The organism is Bradyrhizobium sp. UNPF46 (genome assembly GCF_006658625.1).
GTDB lineage: Bacteria > Pseudomonadota > Alphaproteobacteria > Rhizobiales > Xanthobacteraceae > Bradyrhizobium > Bradyrhizobium nitroreducens.
In genome coordinates this window covers 1-22,801 of record NZ_LFJB01000025.1, presented here as the reverse complement: position 1 = coordinate 22,801, position 22,801 = coordinate 1, and the positions used below count along the sequence as shown (strand labels likewise).

The window sequence follows — 22,801 nt, the reverse complement described above, 5'->3', positions numbered from 1 at the left end:
TTCACCTCCGCCAGTGATGGCAATCGACCGCGAGATGCGGTTAGATGCCGCGCAACCGGCCGGGAGGGAGAAAAATGACCGACGCCAGCAACGAGCCGAAGGACGCGAGCGCGTCCGTCATCGCGCAGCATGAGGCGATGCTGAACGCGCTGCCGTTTTCCGACACGCGGGATTTCGACGACGCCGCGCGCGGCTTCCTCGGCACGATCGAGAACGCGACGATTACCAACCCGCAGGGGCGGACGGTCTGGAGTCTCGAGCCTTACGGCTTCCTGTCCCCCGAGAAGGCGCCGCCGACGGTCAATCCGAGCCTGTGGCGGCAGTCGCGGCTGAACATGCAGCACGGCCTGTTCGAGGTCGTGCCCGGCGTCTACCAGGTGCGCGGGCTCGACATCGCCAACATGACGCTGATCGAGAGTGACAACGGCGTCATCGTCGTCGACACCCTGACCTCGATCGAGGGGGCGCGGGCCGCACTCGATCTCTACTTCAAGCACCGCGGCCTGAAGCCGGTTGCGGCCGTCATCTTCACGCACACCCACACCGACCATTGGGGCGGCGTGCGCGGCGTGCTGGAGGAGGATGCGCTGGCGACAGGCCGCGTGCCCATCATCGCACCGAACCTGTTCATGGAGCATGCCGTCTCCGAGAACATCATCGCGGGACCGGCCATGCTGCGCCGGGCGCAATATCAGTTCGGGCCGCTGCTCGCCAAGGGCGCGCGCGGGCAGGTCGATTGCGGGCTCGGCAAGTCGATGGCGGCAGGATCGGTGGCGCTGCTGCGCCCGACCGATCTGATCATGGCGACCGGCGACAGGCGCGTCATCGACGGCGTCGAATTCGAATTCCAGATGGCGCCGAACAGCGAAGCGCCGGCGGAGATGCACTTCTTCATCCCGCGCTACAAGCTCCTGAACCTCGCCGAGAACTGCACCCACAATTTCCACAATCTGCTGCCGTTCCGCGGCGCCGACGTGCGCGATGCGCTGGCCTGGTCGAAATATCTGGGCGAGGCGCTGCAGCTGTGGGACGGCAAGGCGGAGGCGATGTGCGGTCAGCACCACTGGCCGGTGTGGGGACGCGAGCGCATCGGCACGATGATCCGCCAGCAGCGCGACCTCTACAAATTCGCGCACGACCAGACCATCCGCCTGATGAACCACGGCCTCACCGCGGCCGAGATCGCCGAGACGATCCGGCTGCCGAACAGCCTGGAGGGCGCCTGGCACGGCCGCGGCTATTACGGCCACATCCGGCACAATGTGAAGGCGATCTACCAGAAATATCTCGGCTGGTACGACGCCAACCCGGTCAATCTCGATCCGCTGCCGCCGGTGGAGTCGGGAAGGAAATACGTCGAGTACATGGGCGGCGCCGATGCCATCCTTGTGCGCGCACGAGCGGATTTCGACAAGGGGGAGTTTCGCTTCGTCGCGCAGGCGCTCAGTCATCTGGTCTTCGCCGAGCCTGATCATGCGGCGGCGCGCGCTCTGCTCGCCGACACGCTGGAGCAGCTCGGCTACGCCGCCGAAAGCGCGACCTGGCGCAACGCCTATCTGTTCGGCGCGCAGGAATTGCGCCAGGGAATGCCGAAGGTGCCGGCCCGGCCGCCGATGCCGCGCGAGACGCTGGCGGCGCTGCGCACCTCCCAGCTCTGGGACGTGCTGGGCATTCGCCTCAACGGCCCCAAGGCGGAAGGCAAGCATATCGTCTTGAACTGGCGCTTTTCCGACACCGGGGAGACCTTCGTGCTCAACCTCGAGAACTGCGCGCTCACTTATACCGAGGGCGTGCAGGCGGAGGGCGCCGACGCCAGCTTCACGCTGGCGCGTGCCACGCTCGATGAGGTCATCGCGAAGCTGACGAGCTTCCCGGAAGCCGTCGCCGCCGGCAAGGTCAAGCTGTCGGGCAACCCGATGAAGCTTGCCGAGCTGATGGGCCTGATGGACGAATTCCCGAGGATGTTCGAGATCGTTGAGCCGAAGCGGGCGGTGGTGAGGTAGGGGGAAGCCCGTGTTGACGCGCTGAGGGCGCGTCACACTCCGCTGTCGTCCCCGCGAACGCGGGGAGCCATAGCCACAGGAAGCTGGTAACTCCGAGCCTTCGCAAAAACCAATGCTGCGGAGTATGGGTCCCGGATCGGCGCGCGCTCAAGGCGCGCTTGTCCGGGACGACAGTTGCGGTCGCGGCCGCCCTTACTCCGCGCTGCTCACCAGTTTGATCCGCGGGGCCTTTTCCTCGGCGAGGCTGCGGTAGGCTGCGAGATAGTCGAGCGCCATGCGCCGTGCGGTGAAGCGCGTCTCGAACTGCTTGCGGATGGCGGCGCGGTCGAGCTGCGCGAGGCGGCCGACGACGCCGGCTGCGCTGAGCACGTCCTCGACCACGAACCCGGTCAGGCCTTCGTCGACGATCTCAGGCACCGAGCCGCGGTTGAAGGCGACGACGGGCGTTCCGCAGGCCATGGCCTCGATCATCACCAGGCCGAACGGCTCCGGCCAGTCGATCGGCAGCAGAAGCCCGAGCGCACCGCTGAGGAAATCCGACTTCTCGTGATCGCTGATCTCGCCGATGAACTCCACCAGCGGATTGTTCTCGATCATGGGACGGATCAGCTCGTCGTAGTAGTCCTTGTCGGCGCGATCGACCTTGGCCGCGATCTTCAGCGGGATGCCGCAATGGGACGCGATCTTGATGGCGCGGTCGACGCCCTTCTCGGGCGCGATGCGGCCGAGTACGGCGAGATATTCCTGTTTTGCCGGCTTCGGCGTCAGCAGGTTCTCCGGCAAGCCGTGGTAAATCGTCTTCACCCAGTTCGCCTGCGGCACCGGACGGCGCTGCGCATTGGAGATCGAGATGACGGGCATCTTGGAGAAGGTGTTGAAGACCGGCTGATGCTCTGGCAGATCGAGCCGGCCGTGCAGCGTGGTCAAGAACGGCGTCGGCTGCCGATGGAACAGCGACCAGGGATAATAGTCGAGATGGAAGTGGAGGAAGTCGAATTCCTCGTCGTCACATTTCTGCCGCACGCGCTCGAGCAGCACCATGTGCAGCGCATTGGGATCGCGCACGGAACCGTCGAGGCGTAGCGCTCTCGGCCACAGGGCATCCAGCTTGGCCGATGTCTGCGAATCGCCGCTGGCGAACAGCGTCACGTCGTGTCCAAGGGCCACCAGCTCTTCCGTCAACCAATGCACCACCCGCTCGGTGCCGCCATACAGCTTGGGTGGAACAGCCTCCGTCAACGGAGCTACCTGCGCGATGCGCATCTCACCATCTCCTCTGCGATCATGGAGTCAAAGCCCCCGCCGTGTCTTGGCACCGGCACGCCAGACTGGGAACGTTCTCGCATCTGCGAAGTTCCTTCCCCCAGACGTTACTTCTTCGACACACTGCAGCGTGGTCGCGATGATGCCATCACCTCATCTCACATCGTCCGCATCTGCATGTCGTGATCGCTCGGCCGGGAACCGGTGGCGAACGGTCGATGTTCAGTCGATCAGTCGCAAAACAAAAATCAGCATAACGGGGCGATAGCCATATGGATCATCTTTCTGGATACGCGCGCAGGCCATTTGCCTTTGTCTTGCGCTATCTTCAGATGCGAATGGCATCGCATCTGGTGATCCTGACTGCGGTGGTGGGAGCAGTTGCCTGCTCTGTAGGCACGCAATACGGCGTCAAATCTCTCGTCGACGCCTTGTCCGCTGGCCCGTCACAGGGCGGCGGTGTATGGCTGGCATTCATTCTGCTCATGTCGCTGATCGCCGCCGACAACTTTCTCTGGCGGATCGCGAGCTGGACGGCGAGCTTTACCTTTGTCGGGGTCACGGGCGATTTACGACGTGACATATTTCGTCATCTGACCGGTCATGCGCCGAGCTACTTCTCCGACCGGATGCCGGGCATGCTGACGAGCCGCATCACAGCGACGTCAAATGCGGTGTTCACGGTCGAGAACATGTTCGTATGGAATGTGCTGCCGCCGTGCATTGCCACAATTGCGGCAATCGCCTTGATTGGAACCGTCAGTCCCTACATGGCGCTCGGCCTGATCGCGATTGCCGGCGGCATGGTGATCGCGATGTTCCGCCTCGCCGCCGCGGGCAAGCCGCTGCATGACGACTTCGCCGACAAGGCCGCCGTGGTCGACGGCGAGATGATCGACGTCATCAGCAACATGCCGCTGGTCCGCGCGTTCTGCGGCATCAGCCACGAGCACGAGCGGTTCGACGCGACCGTGAACCGGGAGCTCACCGCGCGCGGCCGCAGCCTGCGCTATCTGGAGAAGCTGCGGCTCATCCATGCCGGCGTCACCGTGCTGTTGACGGTGGCGCTGATGGCCTGGGCGATCACGCTCTGGCAGAAGGGCGAGGCGACCACAGGCGACGTGGTGCTGGTCTGCACCCTCGGCCTGTCCATTCTCAACGCGACGCGCGATCTCGCGGTGGCGCTGGTCGACGTCACCCAGCATGTCGCGCGGCTGACCGAGGCGATCGCCACCCTGCTGGTGCCGCACGAGCTGCGCGACCATCCCGACGCCGAGCCGCTGGTGAAGAGCGGTGCGGCAATCGCGTTCAACAACGTCACCTTCGGCTATCCCGGCGGAGAGAAGATCTTCGAGCGGTTCAGCCTGCGGCTCCAGCCCGGCCAGCGCGTCGGCCTTGTCGGCCAGTCCGGCGGCGGCAAGTCCACGCTGTTCACGCTGCTGCAACGTTTCTACGATGCCGACGAGGGTAACATCACCATCGATGGCCAGGACATTTCGATGGTCACGCAGCTCAGCCTGCGCGAGGCGATCTCGGTCGTGCCGCAGGACATTTCCCTGTTCCACCGCTCTATCCGCGAGAACATCCGTTATGGCCGGCCGAACGCGACCGACGACGAGGTGCTGCGGGCCGCGATCGCGGCGCGCTGCGATTTCATCGATGGCCTGCCGGATGGTCTCGACACCATGGTCGGCGACCGCGGTGTCAAAATGTCCGGCGGCCAGCGCCAGCGCATCGCCATCGCGCGCGCTTTCCTGAAGGATGCGCCGATCCTGCTGCTGGATGAAGCCACCGCGGCGCTCGACAGCGAGTCCGAGGAGGCCATCCGCGAGGCGCTGTCGCGCCTGATGCGCGGCCGCACCGTGATCGCGATCGCGCACCGGCTGGCGACGCTGCGCAATTTCGACCGCGTGGTGGTGCTGAGGAATGGTAAGATCATCGAGGATGGCTCGCCGGAGCGCCTGATGCAGGGCCACGGGCCATATCGCGAGCTGGTGACGCAGGAAATGAGCCGGCTCGCGCAAGCCGCCGCGTAAACCCACAGTCGCGTTCTCGAGTCGGTTGCGTTTCGAAAACAAGCGCAGGGAAGCAGCTCATGTCGGCCGAAGCCGTAGCTCAATTCGTCTCCGTGACACGGACCTCCGAACAGGTCGCGGAGCAGCCTTTCTACATTCCCATGACCGGGCCTGCCGCCCGACCGCGGCGGTCTCTCAAGCACGACGACATGTTCATCGTGCTCGACAGCCATGGCGACATCGGTGCCTCCGCCGGCGGGCCGGACGGTCTGTTCCACCACGACACGCGCTATCTGGCGCGGCTGGAGCTCGTGCTCGACGATCTCCAGCCGCTGTTGCTCGGCTCCAATCTGCGCGACGACAATTCGGCGCTGACGGTTGACCTCACCAATCCCGACATCTACCGGCAGAACAGCCTCGCTCTGCAAAAGGACCTGCTGCACATCGTGCGCACCATTTTCCTGTGGCGTGGCACCGCGTATCAGCGCATCGGCGTGCAGAATCACGGTGACCGGCGCACCAGCTTCGAGCTGACGCTGCTGTTCGACAACGACTTTGCCGACCTGTTCGAGGTTCGCGGCGAGCGCCGCCCGCGCCGCGGAGTGGGCACGAGCAAGCTGCTCGGGCCGACCGACGTGCTGTTCGAATATCGCGGTCTCGACGACGTCGAGCGCACCACGGGCCTGCATTTCGATCCGCGTCCGACGCGACTGTCGGTCAATGCCGCGACCTGGCAGCTCGAGCTGGATCCGCATGAATCGAAATCGCTGTTCGTGGCCGTGTCCTGCAACCGCCCGATGGCGGAGAAGCCGGCGCGCTTCTTCCGGGGCCTGCTCGCCCATCGCCGCGAGATGCGCCAGTCCACCGTTGGCGCCGCCAGCATCGAGACCTCCAACAACATCTTCAACGAGGTGCTGTGCCAGGCCATGGCCGACCTCAACATGCTGATGACGGAGACGCCGCAGGGGCGTTATCCCTATGCCGGCATTCCCTGGTATTCGACGACGTTCGGCCGCGACGGCCTGATCACCGCGCTCCAGATGCTGTGGGTCGATCCGCGCGTCGCCAAGGGCGTCCTGCGCCGGCTCGCCCATTTCCAGGCCCAGGCGACGGATCCGCTTGCCGATGCCGCGCCGGGCAAGATCCTGCATGAGATGCGCGGCGGAGAGATGGCGGCGCTGCGCGAGGTGCCATTCGCGCAATATTACGGCAGCGTCGATTCGACCGCGCTGTTCGTGCTGCTCGCCGGAAGCTATTTCGAACGCACCGGCGACGAGAAGACCCTGATCGAGCTGTGGCCGGCGATCGAGGCGGGGCTGGCCTGGATCGACGGTCCCGGCGATCCCGATCAGGACGGCTTCGTCGAATACCAGCGCGCGACCGAGAAGGGGCTGGCCAATCAGGGTTGGAAGGATTCGTATGACGCGATCTTCCACGCCGACGGCCAGCTCGCGGAAGGCAATATCGCACTCGCCGAAGTCCAGGGCTACGTCTACGCCGCCAAGCAGCTCGCTGCGCGTTGCGCCTTGCGGCTCGGCAAGCCGGACCGCGTGCGCAAGCTCGAGGCTGACGCCAGGGCGCTGGCCGAACGCTTCGAGAAGGCGTTCTGGTGTGAGGAGCTCGGCACCTATGCGCTCGCCCTCGACGGCAAGAAGCGGCCGTGCAAGGTGCGGACCTCGAACGCCGGTCAGGTCCTGTTCAGCGGTATGATCCGCGAGGACCGCGCCCGCCTCGTCGCCGCCGACCTGATGCGGCCGCATTTCTTCTCGGGCTGGGGTATCCGCACGGTCGCCGTCGGAGAGGTGCGCTACAACCCGATGTCCTATCATGACGGGTCGATCTGGCCGCACGACAACGCGCTGATCGCGCTCGGGCTCGCGCGCTATGGCCTCAAGCATTCGGTGGCGCACGTCTTCAAGGGACTGTTCGACGCGGCGACCTACATGGATCTGCGCCGGCTGCCCGAATTGTTCTGCGGCTTCCGGCGCGAGAAGCGGCGCGGCCCGACGCTCTATCCGGTCGCCTGCGCGCCGCAGGCCTGGGCCAGCGCGACGCCGTTCACGCTGCTGGAAGCGGCGCTCGGCCTCGAGTTCGACGTCGCACGCGGCGAGATTCGCCTGCGCAACCCGCATCTGCCGGCGTTCCTCAACGAGGTGATCCTGCGCGATCTGCGCCTCGGCGAATCCAGCGTCGATCTTCGCGTCAGTCGTCACGGCGACGACGTGGCGCTGGAGGTGTTGCGCACGCGCGGCCAGATCCAGGTCTCGATCGTGCTGGCGCGCTAGCGGCGCGCAAGGAGGACGTCATGCGTGGGATAGCAGCATTGATCCTTGGTACGGCCGTCGTCGCGAGCCTGGCGGTCGCGACCGTGCGTGCCGCGGACGAGCCGCCCGTAGGCCAGAGTGAGGCCCATGCGCCGGCGACGGCCCAGCCGCCGGCCTCGACCGTCGCCGTGACGCCGAAGGATGCCGCCCCGCCGCCGTCGGTGACCATCATCGGCGCGAGCGAGGCCCATGGCGTGCTCGGCCGCGACGTGCGCAGCGCAGCCGGCGAGGACATGGGCCGCATCGTCGACGTCATCGTCGATCGCACCGGCCATGTGCGCGCGGCGGCGATCGATTTCGGCGGGTTTCTCGGCGTTGGCAGCCGCAAGATCGTGGTGGATTGGAACGCACTGCGCTTCGGCAAGATCGCCAACAAGAAGGATAGCATCACGCTGGAATTGACCAAGGCGCAGGTCGCGGCCGCGCCGGAATACAAGGAGGACACGCCGATCGTCGTGCTCGGTGCGTCCGGCAGCCTTCAACCGCTGCAAGCGATCCAGTGAGGCGCAGGGAGGGATGACCGCCTGTGCTGTTGTCGAGGAAGCCCAACCGTGCAGATCGCGAAGGCCGCGTTGAACAGGACAACGTCGCCGCGCCACCGGCCGCCGGCATTCCGGCGCCGTCGCGCCGGAGCTTGCGCGGTCTCGATTGGTTCATCTTCTTCCTCGCCGACGTGCAGACCGGATTCGGCCCCTTCATCGCGGTCTATCTGACCACGCAGAAATGGACCCAGGTCGAGATCGGGCTCGTGCTGTCGATCGGCGGCATCGTCGCCCTGATCGGGCAGATGCCGGGCGGCGCGATCATCGACGCCGCCAAATCGGAGCGCCTGGTCGCGGGGCTCGCGATCGCGACCATCGGGGCTTGCGCGCTGGCCTATGCCGCAATGCCGATCTTCCCGGTCGTGGTGGCTGCCGCCACTCTGCATGCGGCGGCGAGCTGTGTGCTCGGGCCGGCGATTGCGGCGATCAGCCTTGGCCTGGTCGGCCCGCTCGCGATCGGCGAGCGGCTCGGCCGCAACGCGCGCTTCGCCTCCCTCGGCAACGGCGTCGCGGCGGCCGTGATGGGCACCGCGGGATATCTGTTGTCGAGCCGCTCGGTGTTCCTGGTCACTTTCCTGCTCGCGATCCCGACCCTGATCGCGCTCTCGTACATCCGCGAGAAGGAGGTCGACATCGCCCGCTGTCACGGCGAGATGCCGCGCGAATCGGCAGATCGCGGCGACACCAACATCTGGCATCTGATTCGGCAGCGTCCGCTCATCGTCTTCGCCCTCAGCGTTCTGCTGTTGCAGCTGGCGAATGCCTCCATGATGCCGCTGATGGCAAGCGCGGTGACGGCGCGGTCCGCTCAATGGGCGACGGTGCTCGTCGCCTTTTGCATCGTGGTTCCCCAGGCGATCGTGGCCCTGCTGTCGCCGACGGTGGGGCGCAAGGCGCAGCTCTGGGGCCGGCGGCCGCTGCTGCTGATCGGTTTCGGCGCGCTGGCGATTCGCGGCTTGTTGTTCGCGACCGTGCGCGACCCGTATCTCCTGGTGCTCGTGCAAGTGTTTGACGGCATTACCGCGGCGGTATTCGCGGTCATGATCCCGCTGATCGTCGCCGACGTCGCCTTCGGCAGCGGCCATTTCAACCTGGCGCAGGGCATTGTCGGCACCGCGACCGGCATCGGCGCGTCCCTGAGCACGGTGCTCGGCGGCTATGTCAGCGACAAGTTCGGCAACGCGACCGCCTTCATCGGCCTGTCCGGCGTTGCCGCGACCGGGCTGCTCCTGATTCTCTTGGTGATGCCGGAGACGCGGCGCACCGTGCGATAGCCGCAGAGGAAAAGCCGGCCGAAGCGAGTTCGGCCGGCCAAGTCACGGGGGAGAAACCGATCAGGCGTCGAGATGCTGCAGGCGCTGGCGATTGCGCAGCACGATCTGGCGGGCGCCGGAGAAACCGAGAATGCCCTGGGCGTGAAGCTGCGACAGCGCGCGCGACACGGTTTCGAGCGTGAGGCCGAGATAGTCGCCGATGTCGCGGCGGCACATCGGCAGGGCCATCATGCCGGCAACGGCGAGGCGGCGGTCCATTTCGAGCAGGAAGGTCGCAACACGCTCCATCGCGGTCTTGCGGCCCAGCAGCAGCATGTGGTCCTCGGCATGGCGCAGCTCGCCAGCCGTCATCGCCCAGAGCTTGCGGGCAACCTGGACGTCGGTGGCTGCCGCCTTCTCGAGGCTGGCGCGCTTCACGAGGCGCACGGTGGTGTCGATGATGGCTTCGGCAGCAAGACGGTGCGCGGGACCAGATTCGAGGCCGAACACGTCGCCGGGAAGATGGAAGGCGCCGATCTGGCGGCGGCCGTCGGACAGGAGCTTGTAGCTGCTCACTGCGCCAGTGACGACCTGGTAGACATATTCGGCCGGCTCGTCCTCGCCGTAGATCTCCTCGTCCTTGCGGTAGGAGAATTCCGTGGCGACCAGGCCCACATGGCCGGTGATGGCGCCGAACTGGTCGGCGACGGGATGGGCGGGAGCAATCTTGCCAACGATCTGGGTGTTGATCGCTTGGGTGTTGAGTGTCTGGGTCAGCATCTGCGCCATCTCCGTTGTGATGACGCTTTGGTACGCGGTATCCGGGGCTTCGAAAATTTAGAGCGATATCTTAAGGGGGTTGCCTTACGTAGAATTCCGGAGGTCGGACCCCGATCCGCACCCGTTCGGCCGCGCGGGCAAGTGCATCCCGCGATATTCAAAAAAAGCTAGATCAAACAGAGGATTAGTTGGAGCGATCCTGGATCGCCCTGCGGATGCGCTTGACCAGATTCTCGTCAAGAAGGGGCTTCAAGACCACGTCCTTGACGCCAACCGCCGCAGCCCGGGCCGAAATGTTCTCGTCCGGATAGCCGGTGATCAGGATTACGGGCGTGCTGCCATAGGTCTCGCGCAGGCGGCCGGCCAGATCGATGCCGTTGATGTCAGGCATCTTGTAGTCGATGACGTAGCAATCCGCCCCGTGCGCGCTGCCCGCATTGAGCAGCGCGGTGCCGCTCCTGAAAGTCCGCACGGCAAAACCGTCGGTTTCCAGCAGGAACCGCAAAGAGCCCAAAACGGCGGCATCATCATCGACCACATAGACGGTGGGGAGCGCTGAAGACGGCGGCCGCTCAATATGTGAACTGACCTCAATCATGCTGCATGGCTAGCATGGTGCCGGAATGCGGCCTTGACTTGCCTCAATCCGGCCTGCCTCAGTTGACCAGCCTCAGTCGTTGAGCATGCCGGCGCGCATCGCCAGCCGGACCAGCTCCGACAGGCTGTTGGCCTGCATCTTGGTCATGACGTTGGCCCGGTAGACCTCGATGGTGCGCGGGCTGATGTCGTATTCGCGGGCGATCAGCTTGTTCGACAGGCCCGCGATCAGCCCTTCCATGACCTGGCGCTCCCGGGGGCTCAAGGAGGCCACGCGGGCGGTGATGTCCTGCGCGACGGCTTCGTTCTTGGCGGCGGGCTCTGCCTGGCGGATCGCCGACTCGATCATCGCGGTGAGACGGTCGTCATCGAACGGCTTTTCCAGGAAATCGACCGCCCCGAGCTTCATCGCCTCGACCGCGAGCGGCACGTCGCCATGACCGGTCATGATCAGGATCGGGAATGTGCTTTGCTGCGCCTTCATCCGCTTCAGGAGCTCGATCCCGTCGAGGCCGGGCATGCGCACGTCGGAGACGACGCAGCCGAAGCCGAGGCCGGGCAGGGCATCGAGAAAGGCGAGTGCGTCGTCGAAGAGCGTGACGCCGAAGCCGGCGGACTCCAGCAGGAAATTGAGCGAATCGCGCATCGCGGCATCATCGTCGATGACGTAGACATGTCCCTTGGTCGCCATGAATCAGCTTTCGTCGGTTGCCGGCAGGGTGAAGCGGAATGTCGCGCCGCCCGATGCATTGTTCTCGGCCCACATGCGGCCGCCGTGTGCCTCGATGATCGAGCGGCTGATGGAGAGCCCAACGCCCATGCCGGTGTCTTTGGTGGTGAAGAAGGTCTGGAACAGGTTTGGAATGACGTCGTCCCGGAAGCCGGTGCCGGAGTCGGAAACCTCCACCTCGATCATGCCGTCGCCGACGCGGGTGTTGGCGACGACGAGCTCGCGCCGCGGCGACTGCGCCATCGCTTCCAACGCGTTGCGGAACAGATTGACCAGCACCTGCTGGATCTGCACCCGGTCGGCAAGGACGAGATCGGCGTCCGGATCGAGGCTGAAGCGGAGCTGCACGTTCTGCTCGCGTGCGCCGGCGAGCCCGAGCGCGCCGGCCTCCTCGATCAGCTTGGACAGGCTCTCGACCCGCTTCTCCGATTCGCCGCGAGAGACGAAGTCGCGCAGGCGCCGGATGATCTGGCCGGCGCGCAAGGCCTGCTCCGCCGCGCGGTCCAGCGCGCTTTCGACCTTCGGTGAGTTGGGATCGCTGCTACCGGCGAGCAGGCGCCGCGATCCCTTCATGTAATTGCTGATCGCCGCCAGCGGCTGGTTGAGCTCGTGGGCGAGCGCGGAGGCCATTTCGCCCATCGCGGTCAGCCGCGAGACGTGGACGAGCTCGGCCTGCAATTCCTGCAGCCGGGCCTGGGTCTGCTGGTGCTCGGTGAGGTCGCGGACGAAGCCCGTGAAATAGGGCTCGCCGCCGGATTCCATCTCGCCGATCGACAGGTGCATTGGAAAGGTCGTGCCGTCGCGGCGCTTGCCGGTCACGATGCGGCCGATGCCGATGATGTGCGGATCGTTTGTGGTGCGGTAACGGGCGATGTAGTCGTCGTGGCGGCTGCGATCGGGCTCCGGCATCAGAATGCTGACATTCTGGCCGATCGCCTCGTGCTCGGACCAGCCGAACAGGCGCTCCGCGGCCGTGCTGAAGAGCTGCATGATGCCGTGACCGTCGATCACGATCATGGCGTCGGGAATGGTGTGGAGAATGGAGCGGAGGTGGGTTTCGCGGGTGCGCAGCGCCTCCTCGACCTGCTTTTCCTCGTCGACGTCGAGAAAGATGCCGCTGAGATGACGGGCCGCGCCGGCTTCGTCCCGAATGACCCCGGCCCGGGCGCGGATCCACTGCCCGTTGCCGGAGGCATTCGCCACCCTGAAAGACACGTCGAAGCTGCCGCCGCGCTCGGAGACGCGCTTGATTGCGCTCTCGACCCGCTCCCTGTCCGCGGGCTGAAGCCGCGACAGGAAGAGCTCGTAGGTCGCTGGCTGATCCCGCTCGATCCCGAGCAGAGCCCTGGTGGTGTCGGACCAGTCCAATTCCCGTGTCGCGAGGTCGAGATCCCAGGTGCCGACGCCAAACCCTTCGATCCGAACGCGAAAACGTTCGCCCCGACCATCGTCGTGCAAGTGCGTTACGCGGGTCGGCGACAAATGATGCTCCTATTCTGATGCGGCGGCTCCGGACGCGGTTACCGCTCCCTAATGTCGCTCAAGGCGGGGTCGGTGGCAAGTTCCGTCGCTTGCGGATTGACTGCAGGCCGGGCGCCGGCGGCCTCCTTGATCTATCTCATCTCCAAGTGCGGAGGCCGGCGTAGATTTCATCAAGGTTTCTGCACTGGAGAATTCCGATGACATACGCGACGGTGATGGTCAGCCTGGCGCTCGATCAGTCCAACGAGGCGCGTCTTCAGGTTGCCGGTGAACTCGCCGAGCGATTCGAGGCGGCCATCGTCGGGGTCGCCGCGGCACAGTTCGCACCGCCGCTCTATTTCACCGACGGCGCCGAGGCGCAAGCGCTGATCGACGAGGGCGAGGCCTCGGTCAAGCGGCGGCTGGCTGGCCTCGAGGCGCAATTCCGGGCCGCGACCAAGAATCGCGGCGGACATGCCGAGTGGCGCAGCGCCATGGACTTTCCGGCGCGATTCGCCCTGGCGCAGGCGCGCTGCGCCGACATCGTCGTGAGCGGCGGACAGAGCCCGGCCTTCTCCGATGCGTTCGCGCTTGCAAGCCCCAAGGATCTGGTGATGCAGGCCGGCCGTCCGCTTCTCGTCGTCCCCGACCGGGTCAACTGGCTCGACCTGCGCAGCGTGCTGGTGGCGTGGAAGGACACGCCGGAGGCGCGGCGGGCGGTGGCCGATGCGCTGCCGATGCTGCGCAAGGCGAGGGACGTCACCATCGCCGCAATTCCGGAGCGCGACGACGACCGTTCGGTCGTGACCGCAGGCGTCACCGACGTTGCCGCCTGGCTCGCCCGTCACGGCGTCGCCGCGACGGCGCGAATCTGCGAAGGCGCCCGGAACGAGACCACCGCCGCGCAGCTGGAGAAAGTCGCCGGCGATGTCGATGCCGGCCTGATCGTAGCGGGCGCCTATGGTCATTCGAGATTTCGTGAACTGATCCTGGGAGGCGTCACCCAATATCTGGTCACGCAGACTGCCCGCAGCGTGCTGCTGTCGCATTGACGGCCGGCCGGAATCGAATCGAGGAGGACGCGCCGTGTACAAATTTCTTGAACAGACCGTTGACGGCTACATGACGCGCAACGTCAAGACGGTGCAGCGCGGCCTCGACTTGTTCGAGCTCAGCGAGATGTTCGAGACCGACGACTTCAACTCCTATCCGGTCGAGGACGACGGGCAGGTGGTCGGCATCGTCACCAAGTTCGACATCCTGAAGTGCTTCGCCTTCACGCCGACCCAGATGTTGCCGCGCTACGACGATCTGATGAGCCGCAAGATCGGCGACGTCATGACGCCCGAGTTCATCTATGTCAGTCCCGACACGCGCCTGACGCGCGTGCTCCAGATCATGGTCGAGCACCGCATCAGGAGCATCATCGTGCTCGACAGCGCGCAGAAGCTGGTCGGAATCATCGCCCGCGAGGATGTGATCGCGGCACTCAAGGCGACGGCCCGCGACTGATCGACCATCCCTGATCGGAATTCGCTGTCGGCTCCGTGATTATACGGAGGCCGCGCCCCTTCGCGCGTCACGTTCGACCCGCTTTCCCGCATCCGCTGGAAAGAAAGAGCCTTTGGCGTCATCGAGAACGCCGAAGCGAAGCTTCGGTCGCGGCGCCGGATCAGAGGTCTCCTTCCACGCGAAACATCCCGGCTGCGATGCGGAAATCTGTCGGGAATTAACGGATCTTCGTCAGTTCCGAAGAACTTAAGTGCCGTTCTTGATTTCAATCAATTCCCGGTGAAGGTGAATGTGGTTTTTGGCGCTGTGTTCTTTCAGAGAGAATCCGCATGAGCCAGCCCTCCATCTCCAAATCCATGACCATCGGTGAAAGCGGCTTGGCTGTCGTGTTCGCAGTCACCGCCTTCCTCTGCGTAATCGCCTCGGCCAAGGCGCTCGATGCGCCGTTCGCCTTCCACGCCGCGCTCGGCGCGGCGGCGAGCTTGGCAGCGGTGTTTGTCATCATCAACCGCTACCTCGACCGCCCGGCGGCGCTGCCGCCGCAGGAGATCAACGGTCGCCCGAACTACAACATGGGCCCGATCAAGTTCTCCTCCTTCATGGCGATGTTCTGGGGCATTGCCGGCTTCCTGGTCGGTCTCATCATCGCCTCGCAGCTGGCCTGGCCCGCGCTGAACTTCGATCTGCCCTGGACCAGCTTCGGCCGTTTGAGGCCGCTGCACACCTCCGCGGTGATCTTCGCCTTTGGCGGCAACGTCCTGCTCGCGACTTCCTTCTACGTGGTGCAGAAGTCCTGCCGTGCGCGCCTCGCCGGCGATCTCGCGCCGTGGTTCGTCGTGGTGGGCTACAATTTCTTCATTCTGATCGCCGGCACCGGCTATCTGCTCGGCGTTACCCAGTCGAAGGAATATGCCGAGCCGGAATGGTACGCCGATCTGTGGCTGACCATCGTCTGGGTCGTCTATCTGCTCGTCTTCCTTGTCACCATCATCAAACGCAAGGAACCGCACATCTTCGTCGCGAACTGGTTCTATCTCGCTTTCATCGTGACGATCGCGGTGCTGCATCTCGGCAACAACCCGGCACTTCCGGTCTCGGTGTTCGGCTCCAAGTCCTACGTCGCCTGGGGCGGCATCCAGGACGCCATGTTCCAGTGGTGGTACGGCCACAACGCGGTCGGCTTCTTCCTGACCGCCGGCTTCCTCGCCATCATGTACTACTTCATCCCGAAGCGCGCCGAGCGGCCGATCTATTCCTACCGGCTGTCGATCATCCACTTCTGGGCGCTGATCTTCCTGTATATCTGGGCAGGTCCCCACCATCTGCACTACACGGCGCTGCCTGACTGGACGCAGACGCTCGGCATGACCTTCTCGATCATGCTGTGGATGCCCTCCTGGGGCGGCATGATCAACGGCCTGATGACGCTGTCGGGCGCCTGGGACAAGCTGCGCACCGACCCCGTGCTGCGCATGCTCGTGGTCTCCGTCGCCTTCTACGGCATGTCGACCTTCGAAGGCCCGATGATGTCGATCAAGGTGGTCAATTCGCTCAGCCACTACACCGACTGGACCATCGGCCACGTGCATTCCGGTGCGCTCGGCTGGGTCGGCTTCGTCTCCTTCGGCGCGCTGTACTGCCTGGTGCCGTGGGCCTGGAATCGCAAGGGGCTCTACAGCCTGAAGCTCGTCAACTGGCACTTCTGGGTCGCGACTCTCGGCATCGTCCTCTACATCTCGGCGATGTGGGTGTCCGGCATCCTGCAGGGTCTGATGTGGCGCGCCTACACCTCGCTCGGCTTCCTCGAATACTCTTTCATCGAGACCGTCGAGGCGATGCATCCCTTCTACATCATCCGCGCAGCCGGCGGCGGCCTGTTCCTGATCGGAGCGCTGATCATGGCCTATAATCTCTGGATGACGGTTCGCGTCGGCGAGGCGGAAGTCCAGATGCCCGTCGCTCTTCAGCCGGCGGAATGAGGAGCAAACAATGTCATTCTGGACACGTCATCAAGTCTTCGAAAAGAACTCGATCATCCTGGTCGTCGGCATCCTGCTGGTGATCGCGATCGGCGGTCTCGTCGAGATCACCCCGTTGTTCTACCTCAAGAGCACGATCGAGAAGGTCGACGGGGTCAGGCCCTACACGCCGCTTGAGCTCGCCGGGCGCAACGTCTACGTCCGCGAGGGCTGCTATCTCTGCCACTCGCAGATGATCCGGCCGCTGCGCGACGAGGTCGAGCGTTACGGTCACTTCTCGCTCGCCGCCGAGAGCATGTTCGACCACCCGTTCCAGTGGGGCTCCAAGCGTACCGGTCCCGATCTCGCCCGCGTCGGCGCCAAATATTCCGACGACTGGCACGTGACCCATCTGACCAATCCGCGCGCGATCGTGCCGCAGTCGGTGATGCCGGGCTATCCGTTCCTCAGCCGCAACGAGCTCGATCCGGACTCCATCGCCGATCACATGCGCACGCTGAGAACCGTCGGTGTGCCCTACACCGATGACCAGATCGCCAGCGCCGGTGCCGACATGAAGGCTCAGGCCGATCCGGAGAATGCGGGCACCGACGCCTTCAACAAGCGCTACGCCAAGGCCGTCGTGCGCAATTTCGACGGCAAGGCCGGCACGCCGACCGAGATGGACGCGCTGATCGCGTACCTGCAGATGCTCGGCACCCTGGTCGACTTCAAGATCTACAACGAGAAAGCCAATCTTCGCTGAGAAGGCATGAACGATGAAAGCCATCCTGACAGTCCACAATCTAGCGTCCGAGCTCGTGACGACGATCTGGACCCCGGTGTTCGTCGCGATCTTTCTCGCGATCGTCGCCTACGCTTTTTGGCCCCGTAACAAGGCTGCCTTCGACGAAGCAGCGCACCTGCCGTTGCGGGAGGAGTGAGAGACATGACCGACCATCATAGCGACATCGATTCCGTCTCCGGCAAGTCCACAACCGGGCACGAGTGGGACGGCATCAAGGAGCTCAACACACCGCTGCCACGCTGGTGGGTGATCACCTTCTACCTCACCATCGTCTGGGCAATCGCCTACTGGGTCGTCTATCCGGCCTGGCCGCTGATCTCCAGCAACACCACGGGCATGTTCGGCTACTCCTCGCGCGCCGACGTCGCGGTCGAGCTCGCCAACCTCGAGAAGATCCGCGGTGACAAGATGGCGGCGCTGGGTACCGCTTCGCTCGCCGACATCGAGAAGGACCCGGCCTTGCTGGCGCTCGCCCGTGCCAAGGGCAAGACCGTGTTCGGCGACAATTGCGCGCCGTGCCACGGCTCCGGCGCCGCCGGCGCCAAGGGCTATCCGAACCTGAACGACGACGACTGGCTGTGGGGCGGCACGCTCGACCAGATCATGCAGACCATCCAGTTCGGCGCGCGCTCCGGTCATGCCAAGACGCATGAGGGCCAGATGCTCGCCTTCGGCAAGGACGGCGTGCTGAAGCCGGACGAGATCGTCACGGTCGCCAATTACGTGCGCTCGCTGTCGGGCCTGCCGACCCGCCAGGGCTTCGACAAGGCCAAGGGTGAGAAGATCTTCGCGGAAAACTGCGTTGCCTGCCACGGCGACGGCGGCAAGGGCAACCAGGAGATGGGCGCACCGAACCTGACCGACAAGATCTGGCTCTATGGCTCCGACGAAGCGGCTCTGATCGAGACCATCAGCCAAGGCCGCGCCGGCGTGATGCCGGCCTGGGAAGGGCGGCTCGATCCCGCCACCATCAAGGCGATGGCGGTCTACGTCCACTCGCTCGGCGGCGGAAAGTAGCAGATCCGCGGCTCAAAGGCTTCAAACGGGGGTGAACAAAAGTGCCCCCGTTTGAGCTGGATCAACTGGCGCGGCGGTGTCGGGTCTAGGTTTAATCGCACCTCTTTTTAGAAGTTCCAAGCGATGAACAAGACCGTCAACCCGAACGAGCTCAAGCCTGCCGGCGACGTCGGGCCGCTCTATGCGGCCCGCAAGAAGGTCTATCCCCAGAGCGTCTCCGGCACGTTTCGCCGGATCAAGTGGGGCCTGATGGCGGTCTGCCTCGGCGTCTACTACTTCCTGCCGTTCGTGCGCTGGAACCGCGGCCTCGGTGCCCCCAGCCAGGCGGTGCTGATCGATCTTCCCAACAGTCGCTTCTACTTCTTCTTCATCGAGCTGTGGCCGCAGGAGGTCTACTACTTTACCGGCCTGCTGATCGTGGCCGCGGTGGCGCTGTTCCTGATGAACTCGGTCGGCGGCCGCATCTGGTGCGGCTATCTCTGTCCGCAGACCGTGTGGACCGACGTCTTCTATGCCGTCGAGCGCCTGATCGAGGGTGACCGCCGCGAGCGGATGAAGAAGGACAAATCGTCCGATCCGCTGAAGCTCGAGCGGATATCCGAGATCGTGCTCAAGCATTCGATCTGGCTCATGATCGCCTGGTGGACCGGCGGCGCCTGGGTGCTCTACTTCAACGACGCGCCGACCCTGGTGAAGGAGCTCGTCACCTTCCAGGGGCCGATGATCGCCTATATCTGGATCGGCATCCTCACCGCGACGACCTACGTCCTCGCCGGCTACATGCGCGAGCAGGTCTGCACCTACATGTGCCCGTGGCCGCGCATCCAGGCCGCGCTCACCGACGAATGGGCGCTCAACGTCACCTATCGCTACGACCGCGGCGAGAAGCGTACCTCGGTCAAGAAGGCCGCCGAGCTGCGCGCGCTCGGCCAGCAGGTCGGCGACTGCGTCGATTGCTACCAATGCGTCGCGGTCTGCCCGACCGGCATCGACATCCGCAACGGACCGCAGATGGAATGCATCCAGTGCGGCCTCTGCATCGACGCCTGCGACAACGTGATGGCCAAGATCGGCCGTCCGAAGCGGCTGATCGGCTACGACAACGACATCAACATCCATCGCCGCCAGGAAGGCAAGGCGCCGATCTACCGGATCGTCCGGCCGCGCACCATCGTCTACAGCGCGATCATCGCCGCGATTGGCGGCTTCATGGTCTACATGCTCGCAACCCGCAGCCTGCTCGACGTCAACGTGCTGCATGACCGCAACCCGGTCGCGGTCAAGCTCAGCGACGGCTCGATCCGCAACGCCTACACGGTGCGGCTGCTGAACAAGAGCGGCTACGATCGCGCCATCGCCATCGACGTGGAGGGGCCGATCAACCCGACGATGCACGTCGTCGGCGCCGATTCGGTGACGCCGGACCGGCCGATCATCGTGATCCCGCGCGACTCCACCAGCGAGCTGCGGCTGCTCGTCACCGCGCCGGCTGAAAACAATCCGGAGAAGTCGATTCCGGTCCGCTTCCACGTCATGGACATCGGGCTGGGCGTCGCCGCGAGCGCCACCGACAATTTCGTCGCGCCGTAAGTCCAGGAGAGCATCATGTCATCCAAGCCGCTGACCGGAACCAAGGTCTTCCTGATGCTGCTCGCCTTCTTCGGCCTCGTGATCGGCGTCAACGTCACGATGATGAAGCTCGCGATCGCGACGCTGCCCGGCACCGAGGTCGACAGCCCCTATGCCGCCGGCCTGACCTACGACCGCGAGATCTCGGCGGCGCAGGACCAGGCCGCGCGCAAATGGAAGGTCAACGCCCATATCGAGCGCCGCAACGACGGCAGCGCCGTGGTCCAGGTCGAGGCGCGCGATGCCGGCGGCCAGCCGATCTCCGGACTGAAATTCGGCGGACGGCTGGAGCGGCCGACCGACAAGCGCGCCGATCTCGCCGTCGAGCTCACCGAGGCCGGCATCGGTCTCTATCGCGGCGATGCCGCATCCGTCGCGCCGGGCCAGTGGGACCTGGTGATCGAGGGCGAGGCGCGGGGCACGCGCGTGTTCCTGTCGCGCAACCGCGTGATCCTGAACTGAAGGATTTTGTCATGCAGGTCACGCGCGATTTCTCTCACTACGTTCGCGAAGCGGGCGAGGGCGTCCAGCACATCGATCTCGCGGTCGAAGGCGTTCACTGCGCCGGCTGCATGGCCAAGATCGAACGCGGCCTGTCCGCCATCCCCGACGTCACGCTGGCGCGCGTCAATCTCACCGACCGCCGCGTCGCGCTGGAATGGAAGGCGGGCACACTCGACCCCGGCCGCTTCATCGACCGGCTCGAAGAGCTCGGCTACAAGGCCTACCCGTTCGAAACCGAGAGCGCTGAGGTGGCGGAGGTCGCCGAATCGCGCTTCCTGCTGCGCTGCCTCGGCGTCGCCGCCTTCGCCACCATGAACGTGATGATGCTGTCGATCCCGGTGTGGTCGGGCAACGTCTCGGACATGCTGCCCGAGCAGCGTGACTTCTTTCACTGGCTCTCGGCGCTGATCGCGCTGCCGGCGGCCGCCTATGCCGGCCAGCCGTTCTTCCGCTCGGCGTGGCGCGCGCTGTCGGCCAAGACGACCAACATGGACGTGCCGATCTCGATCGGCGTGATCCTGGCGCTCGGCATGTCGGTGGTCGAGACCATCCACCACGCCGAGCACGCCTATTTCGACGCGGCGATCATGCTGCTGACTTTCCTGCTGGTCGGCCGCTTCCTCGACCAGAACATGCGACGGCGAACCCGCGCGGTCGCCGGCAATCTCGCCGCGCTGAAGGCGGAGACGGCGGCCAAGTTCGTCGGTCCCGACGAGATCTCGCAGGTGCCGGTGGCCGCGATCCATCCCGGCGACATCGTGCTGCTCAGGCCCGGCGAGCGTTGCGCGGTCGACGGCACCGTGATCGAGGGGCGTTCGGAGATCGACCAGAGCCTGATCACCGGCGAGACGCTCTACGTCACGGCCGAGCAGGGCACGCCGGTCTATGCGGGCTCGATGAATATCTCCGGCACGCTGCGGGTGCGGGTCTCGGCGGCATCCGAGGCGACCTTGCTGGCCGAGATCACCCGACTGCTCGACAACGCGTTGCAGGCGCGCTCGCGCTACATGCGGCTGGCCGACCGCGCCTCGCGGCTTTATGCGCCGGTGGTGCATGCGACCGCGCTTCTGACCATCCTTGGCTGGGTCATCGCCGGCGCGAGCTGGCATGATGCGATCGTGACGGGCGTCGCCGTGCTGATCATTACCTGCCCGTGCGCGCTGGGCCTCGCCATTCCGACCGTGCAGACCATCGCCTCCGGCGCGATGTTCAAGTCCGGCGTGCTGCTCAATTCCGGCGACGCGATCGAGCGGCTGGCCGAGGCGGACCATGTCATTTTCGACAAGACCGGCACGCTGACGCTGCCCGATCTCGAAGTGATGAATGCCGCCGATATCCCCGCCGACATCTTCGACGTCGCCGGCCGGCTCGCACTGTCGAGCCATCATCCGGTTGCCGCCGCCGTGGCGCAGGCTGCCGGCGCCAAATCGCCCGTTGTCGGTGCGGTCGAAGAGGCCGGTCAGGGCGTCCGCGCGACCGTGGACGGCGTCGAGCTCCGCCTTGGCCGCCCCTCCTTCTGCGGTGCGGAGGCGCTGATCGGCAGCACTATCGTCGATCCCGAGGCCTCCATCGTCGCATTCAGCAGAGGCAGTGAGCGGTTCGTCCTCTCGGTCCGCCAGGGCCTGCGGCCGGATGCCAAGGTTGTGATCGCGGCGCTGAAGGCGCGCAATATCGGCATCGAGATCCTCTCCGGCGATCGCGAGCCGGCCGTGAGGGCGGCGGCCGAAGCGCTTGAAATTCCCGAATGGCGCGCCGGCGTCACGCCGGCCGACAAGATCGCGCGGATCGAGGAACTGAAGCAGCGCGGCGCCAAGGTGCTGATGGTCGGCGACGGCATGAACGACGCGCCGTCGCTGGCGGCGGCCCATGTCTCAATGTCGCCGATCTCGGCTGCGCATCTCAGCCAGGCCACCGCCGACCTCGTCTTCCTCGGCCGGCCGCTCGCCCCGGTGGTTGCCGCCATCGACGCTTCGCGCAAGGCGCTGCACCTGATGCGGCAAAACCTTTGGCTCGCCATCGGCTACAATGTGCTCGCGGTGCCGGTTGCGATCAGTGGCATCGTGACGCCGCTGATCGCGGCGGCCGCCATGAGCGGATCCTCGATCCTGGTCATGCTGAATTCGCTGCGTGCGCGCACGTCCTCGCGGGAGATCGTGTGATGGAGATCCTGGTCATCCTGGTCCCGCTGGCCTTGATGCTCGGCGGCGCCGGCCTCGTCGCTTTCCTGTGGTCGCTCAAGAGCGGCCAGTACGACGATCTCGACGGTGCCGCCTGGCGCGCCATTGCCGACGACGAGCCGCCGCAGGAAGTCCCGGCCAAGCGCTAGAGCGTTTTCGAGCGAAGTGGACACCGGTTCGCGTGAAGAAAACGCGTCAAAACAAGAATCTAGAGCTTCGGTTCTGATT

General features: G+C 65.1%; 20 protein-coding genes. 15 read left to right on the top strand and 5 right to left on the bottom strand.

Features of this window, described 5'->3' with window-relative positions:
- The first annotated feature begins 74 nt into the window (after positions 1–74).
- Entirely contained in the window at positions 75–2,003 is a 1,929-nt protein-coding gene (locus UNPF46_RS11280; RefSeq protein WP_142250055.1) for an alkyl/aryl-sulfatase, read from the top strand.
- Between the two features lie 192 nt (positions 2,004–2,195).
- Here UNPF46_RS11280 and UNPF46_RS11275 read toward each other — a convergent pair whose 3' ends face one another.
- Positions 2,196–3,266, bottom strand: a complete 1,071-nt coding sequence (locus UNPF46_RS11275; protein WP_142250054.1) for a glycosyltransferase family 4 protein — start codon at positions 3,264–3,266, stop codon at positions 2,196–2,198.
- 272 nt (positions 3,267–3,538) lie between these two features.
- Here UNPF46_RS11275 and UNPF46_RS11270 point away from each other — a divergent pair, with 272 nt between their 5' ends.
- The 4 genes from UNPF46_RS11270 to UNPF46_RS11255 are packed head-to-tail and all read left to right on the top strand — an operon-like array spanning position 3,539 to position 9,421.
- Positions 3,539–5,302 carry an ABC transporter ATP-binding protein gene (locus UNPF46_RS11270; RefSeq protein WP_100175833.1) on the top strand — a complete coding sequence of 588 codons (1,764 nt, stop codon included), beginning with the start codon at positions 3,539–3,541 and terminating at the stop codon, positions 5,300–5,302.
- 59 nt (positions 5,303–5,361) lie between these two features.
- Positions 5,362–7,566, top strand: coding sequence for an amylo-alpha-1,6-glucosidase (locus UNPF46_RS11265; RefSeq protein ID WP_142250053.1), 2,205 nt, complete (start codon positions 5,362–5,364; stop codon positions 7,564–7,566).
- Between the two features lie 20 nt (positions 7,567–7,586).
- A complete protein-coding gene (locus tag UNPF46_RS11260) occupies positions 7,587–8,108 on the top strand; it encodes a PRC-barrel domain-containing protein (RefSeq protein WP_181769889.1) in 522 nt (173 codons plus the stop codon).
- 23 nt (positions 8,109–8,131) lie between these two features.
- Complete coding sequence (locus UNPF46_RS11255) at positions 8,132–9,421, top strand: MFS transporter (RefSeq protein WP_100175835.1); 1,290 nt, start codon at positions 8,132–8,134, stop codon at positions 9,419–9,421.
- Between the two features lie 60 nt (positions 9,422–9,481).
- On the opposite strand, the gene UNPF46_RS11250 is transcribed toward UNPF46_RS11255, so the two are convergent.
- The 4 genes from UNPF46_RS11250 to fixL form a co-directional block, all read right to left on the bottom strand.
- Positions 9,482–10,180, bottom strand: a complete 699-nt coding sequence (locus UNPF46_RS11250) for a helix-turn-helix domain-containing protein (protein WP_174718806.1) — start codon at positions 10,178–10,180, stop codon at positions 9,482–9,484.
- 184 nt (positions 10,181–10,364) lie between these two features.
- Entirely contained in the window at positions 10,365–10,778 is a 414-nt protein-coding gene (locus UNPF46_RS11245) for a response regulator (protein ID WP_100175837.1), read from the bottom strand.
- A 72-nt stretch (positions 10,779–10,850) separates the two neighbouring features.
- On the bottom strand, positions 10,851–11,468 hold the full coding sequence (gene fixJ, locus UNPF46_RS11240; protein ID WP_100175838.1) for a response regulator FixJ: 618 nt from the start codon (positions 11,466–11,468) through the stop codon (positions 10,851–10,853).
- A gap of 3 nt (positions 11,469–11,471) precedes the next feature.
- Positions 11,472–12,989, bottom strand: coding sequence for a sensor protein FixL (fixL, locus tag UNPF46_RS11235; protein ID WP_142250052.1), 1,518 nt, complete (start codon positions 12,987–12,989; stop codon positions 11,472–11,474).
- 197 nt (positions 12,990–13,186) lie between these two features.
- Between fixL and UNPF46_RS11230 the strand changes: the two genes are divergently transcribed.
- From UNPF46_RS11230 to ccoS, 10 genes are all read left to right on the top strand, one after another.
- A complete protein-coding gene (locus UNPF46_RS11230; RefSeq protein ID WP_142250051.1) occupies positions 13,187–14,020 on the top strand; it encodes a universal stress protein in 834 nt (277 codons plus the stop codon).
- A 34-nt stretch (positions 14,021–14,054) separates the two neighbouring features.
- A complete protein-coding gene (locus tag UNPF46_RS11225; protein WP_142250050.1) occupies positions 14,055–14,480 on the top strand; it encodes a CBS domain-containing protein in 426 nt (141 codons plus the stop codon).
- 329 nt (positions 14,481–14,809) lie between these two features.
- The gene (ccoN, locus tag UNPF46_RS11220) at positions 14,810–16,459 is read left to right on the top strand and encodes a cytochrome-c oxidase, cbb3-type subunit I (RefSeq protein ID WP_100175842.1); all 1,650 of its coding nucleotides are present in this window, start codon (positions 14,810–14,812) and stop codon (positions 16,457–16,459) included.
- Between the two features lie 10 nt (positions 16,460–16,469).
- On the top strand, positions 16,470–17,204 hold the full coding sequence (gene ccoO / locus UNPF46_RS11215; RefSeq protein ID WP_100175843.1) for a cytochrome-c oxidase, cbb3-type subunit II: 735 nt from the start codon (positions 16,470–16,472) through the stop codon (positions 17,202–17,204).
- 13 nt (positions 17,205–17,217) lie between these two features.
- Positions 17,218–17,382, top strand: a complete 165-nt coding sequence (locus tag UNPF46_RS11210) for a cbb3-type cytochrome oxidase subunit 3 (protein WP_100175844.1) — start codon at positions 17,218–17,220, stop codon at positions 17,380–17,382.
- A 5-nt stretch (positions 17,383–17,387) separates the two neighbouring features.
- Entirely contained in the window at positions 17,388–18,263 is an 876-nt protein-coding gene (ccoP, locus tag UNPF46_RS11205) for a cytochrome-c oxidase, cbb3-type subunit III (RefSeq protein WP_100175845.1), read from the top strand.
- 123 nt (positions 18,264–18,386) lie between these two features.
- Positions 18,387–19,853: a cytochrome c oxidase accessory protein CcoG gene (gene ccoG / locus UNPF46_RS11200; RefSeq protein WP_100175846.1), complete on the top strand. Its 1,467-nt coding sequence runs from the start codon at positions 18,387–18,389 to the stop codon at positions 19,851–19,853.
- A 15-nt stretch (positions 19,854–19,868) separates the two neighbouring features.
- Complete coding sequence (locus tag UNPF46_RS11195) at positions 19,869–20,354, top strand: FixH family protein (RefSeq protein ID WP_100175847.1); 486 nt, start codon at positions 19,869–19,871, stop codon at positions 20,352–20,354.
- 11 nt (positions 20,355–20,365) lie between these two features.
- Positions 20,366–22,555: a cation-translocating P-type ATPase gene (locus UNPF46_RS11190; RefSeq protein WP_142250049.1), complete on the top strand. Its 2,190-nt coding sequence runs from the start codon at positions 20,366–20,368 to the stop codon at positions 22,553–22,555.
- Positions 22,555–22,722, top strand: coding sequence for a cbb3-type cytochrome oxidase assembly protein CcoS (gene ccoS / locus UNPF46_RS11185; protein WP_100175849.1), 168 nt, complete (start codon positions 22,555–22,557; stop codon positions 22,720–22,722). Before UNPF46_RS11190 ends, ccoS begins: the two co-directional genes overlap by 1 nt.
- Positions 22,723–22,801 lie beyond the last annotated feature (79 nt).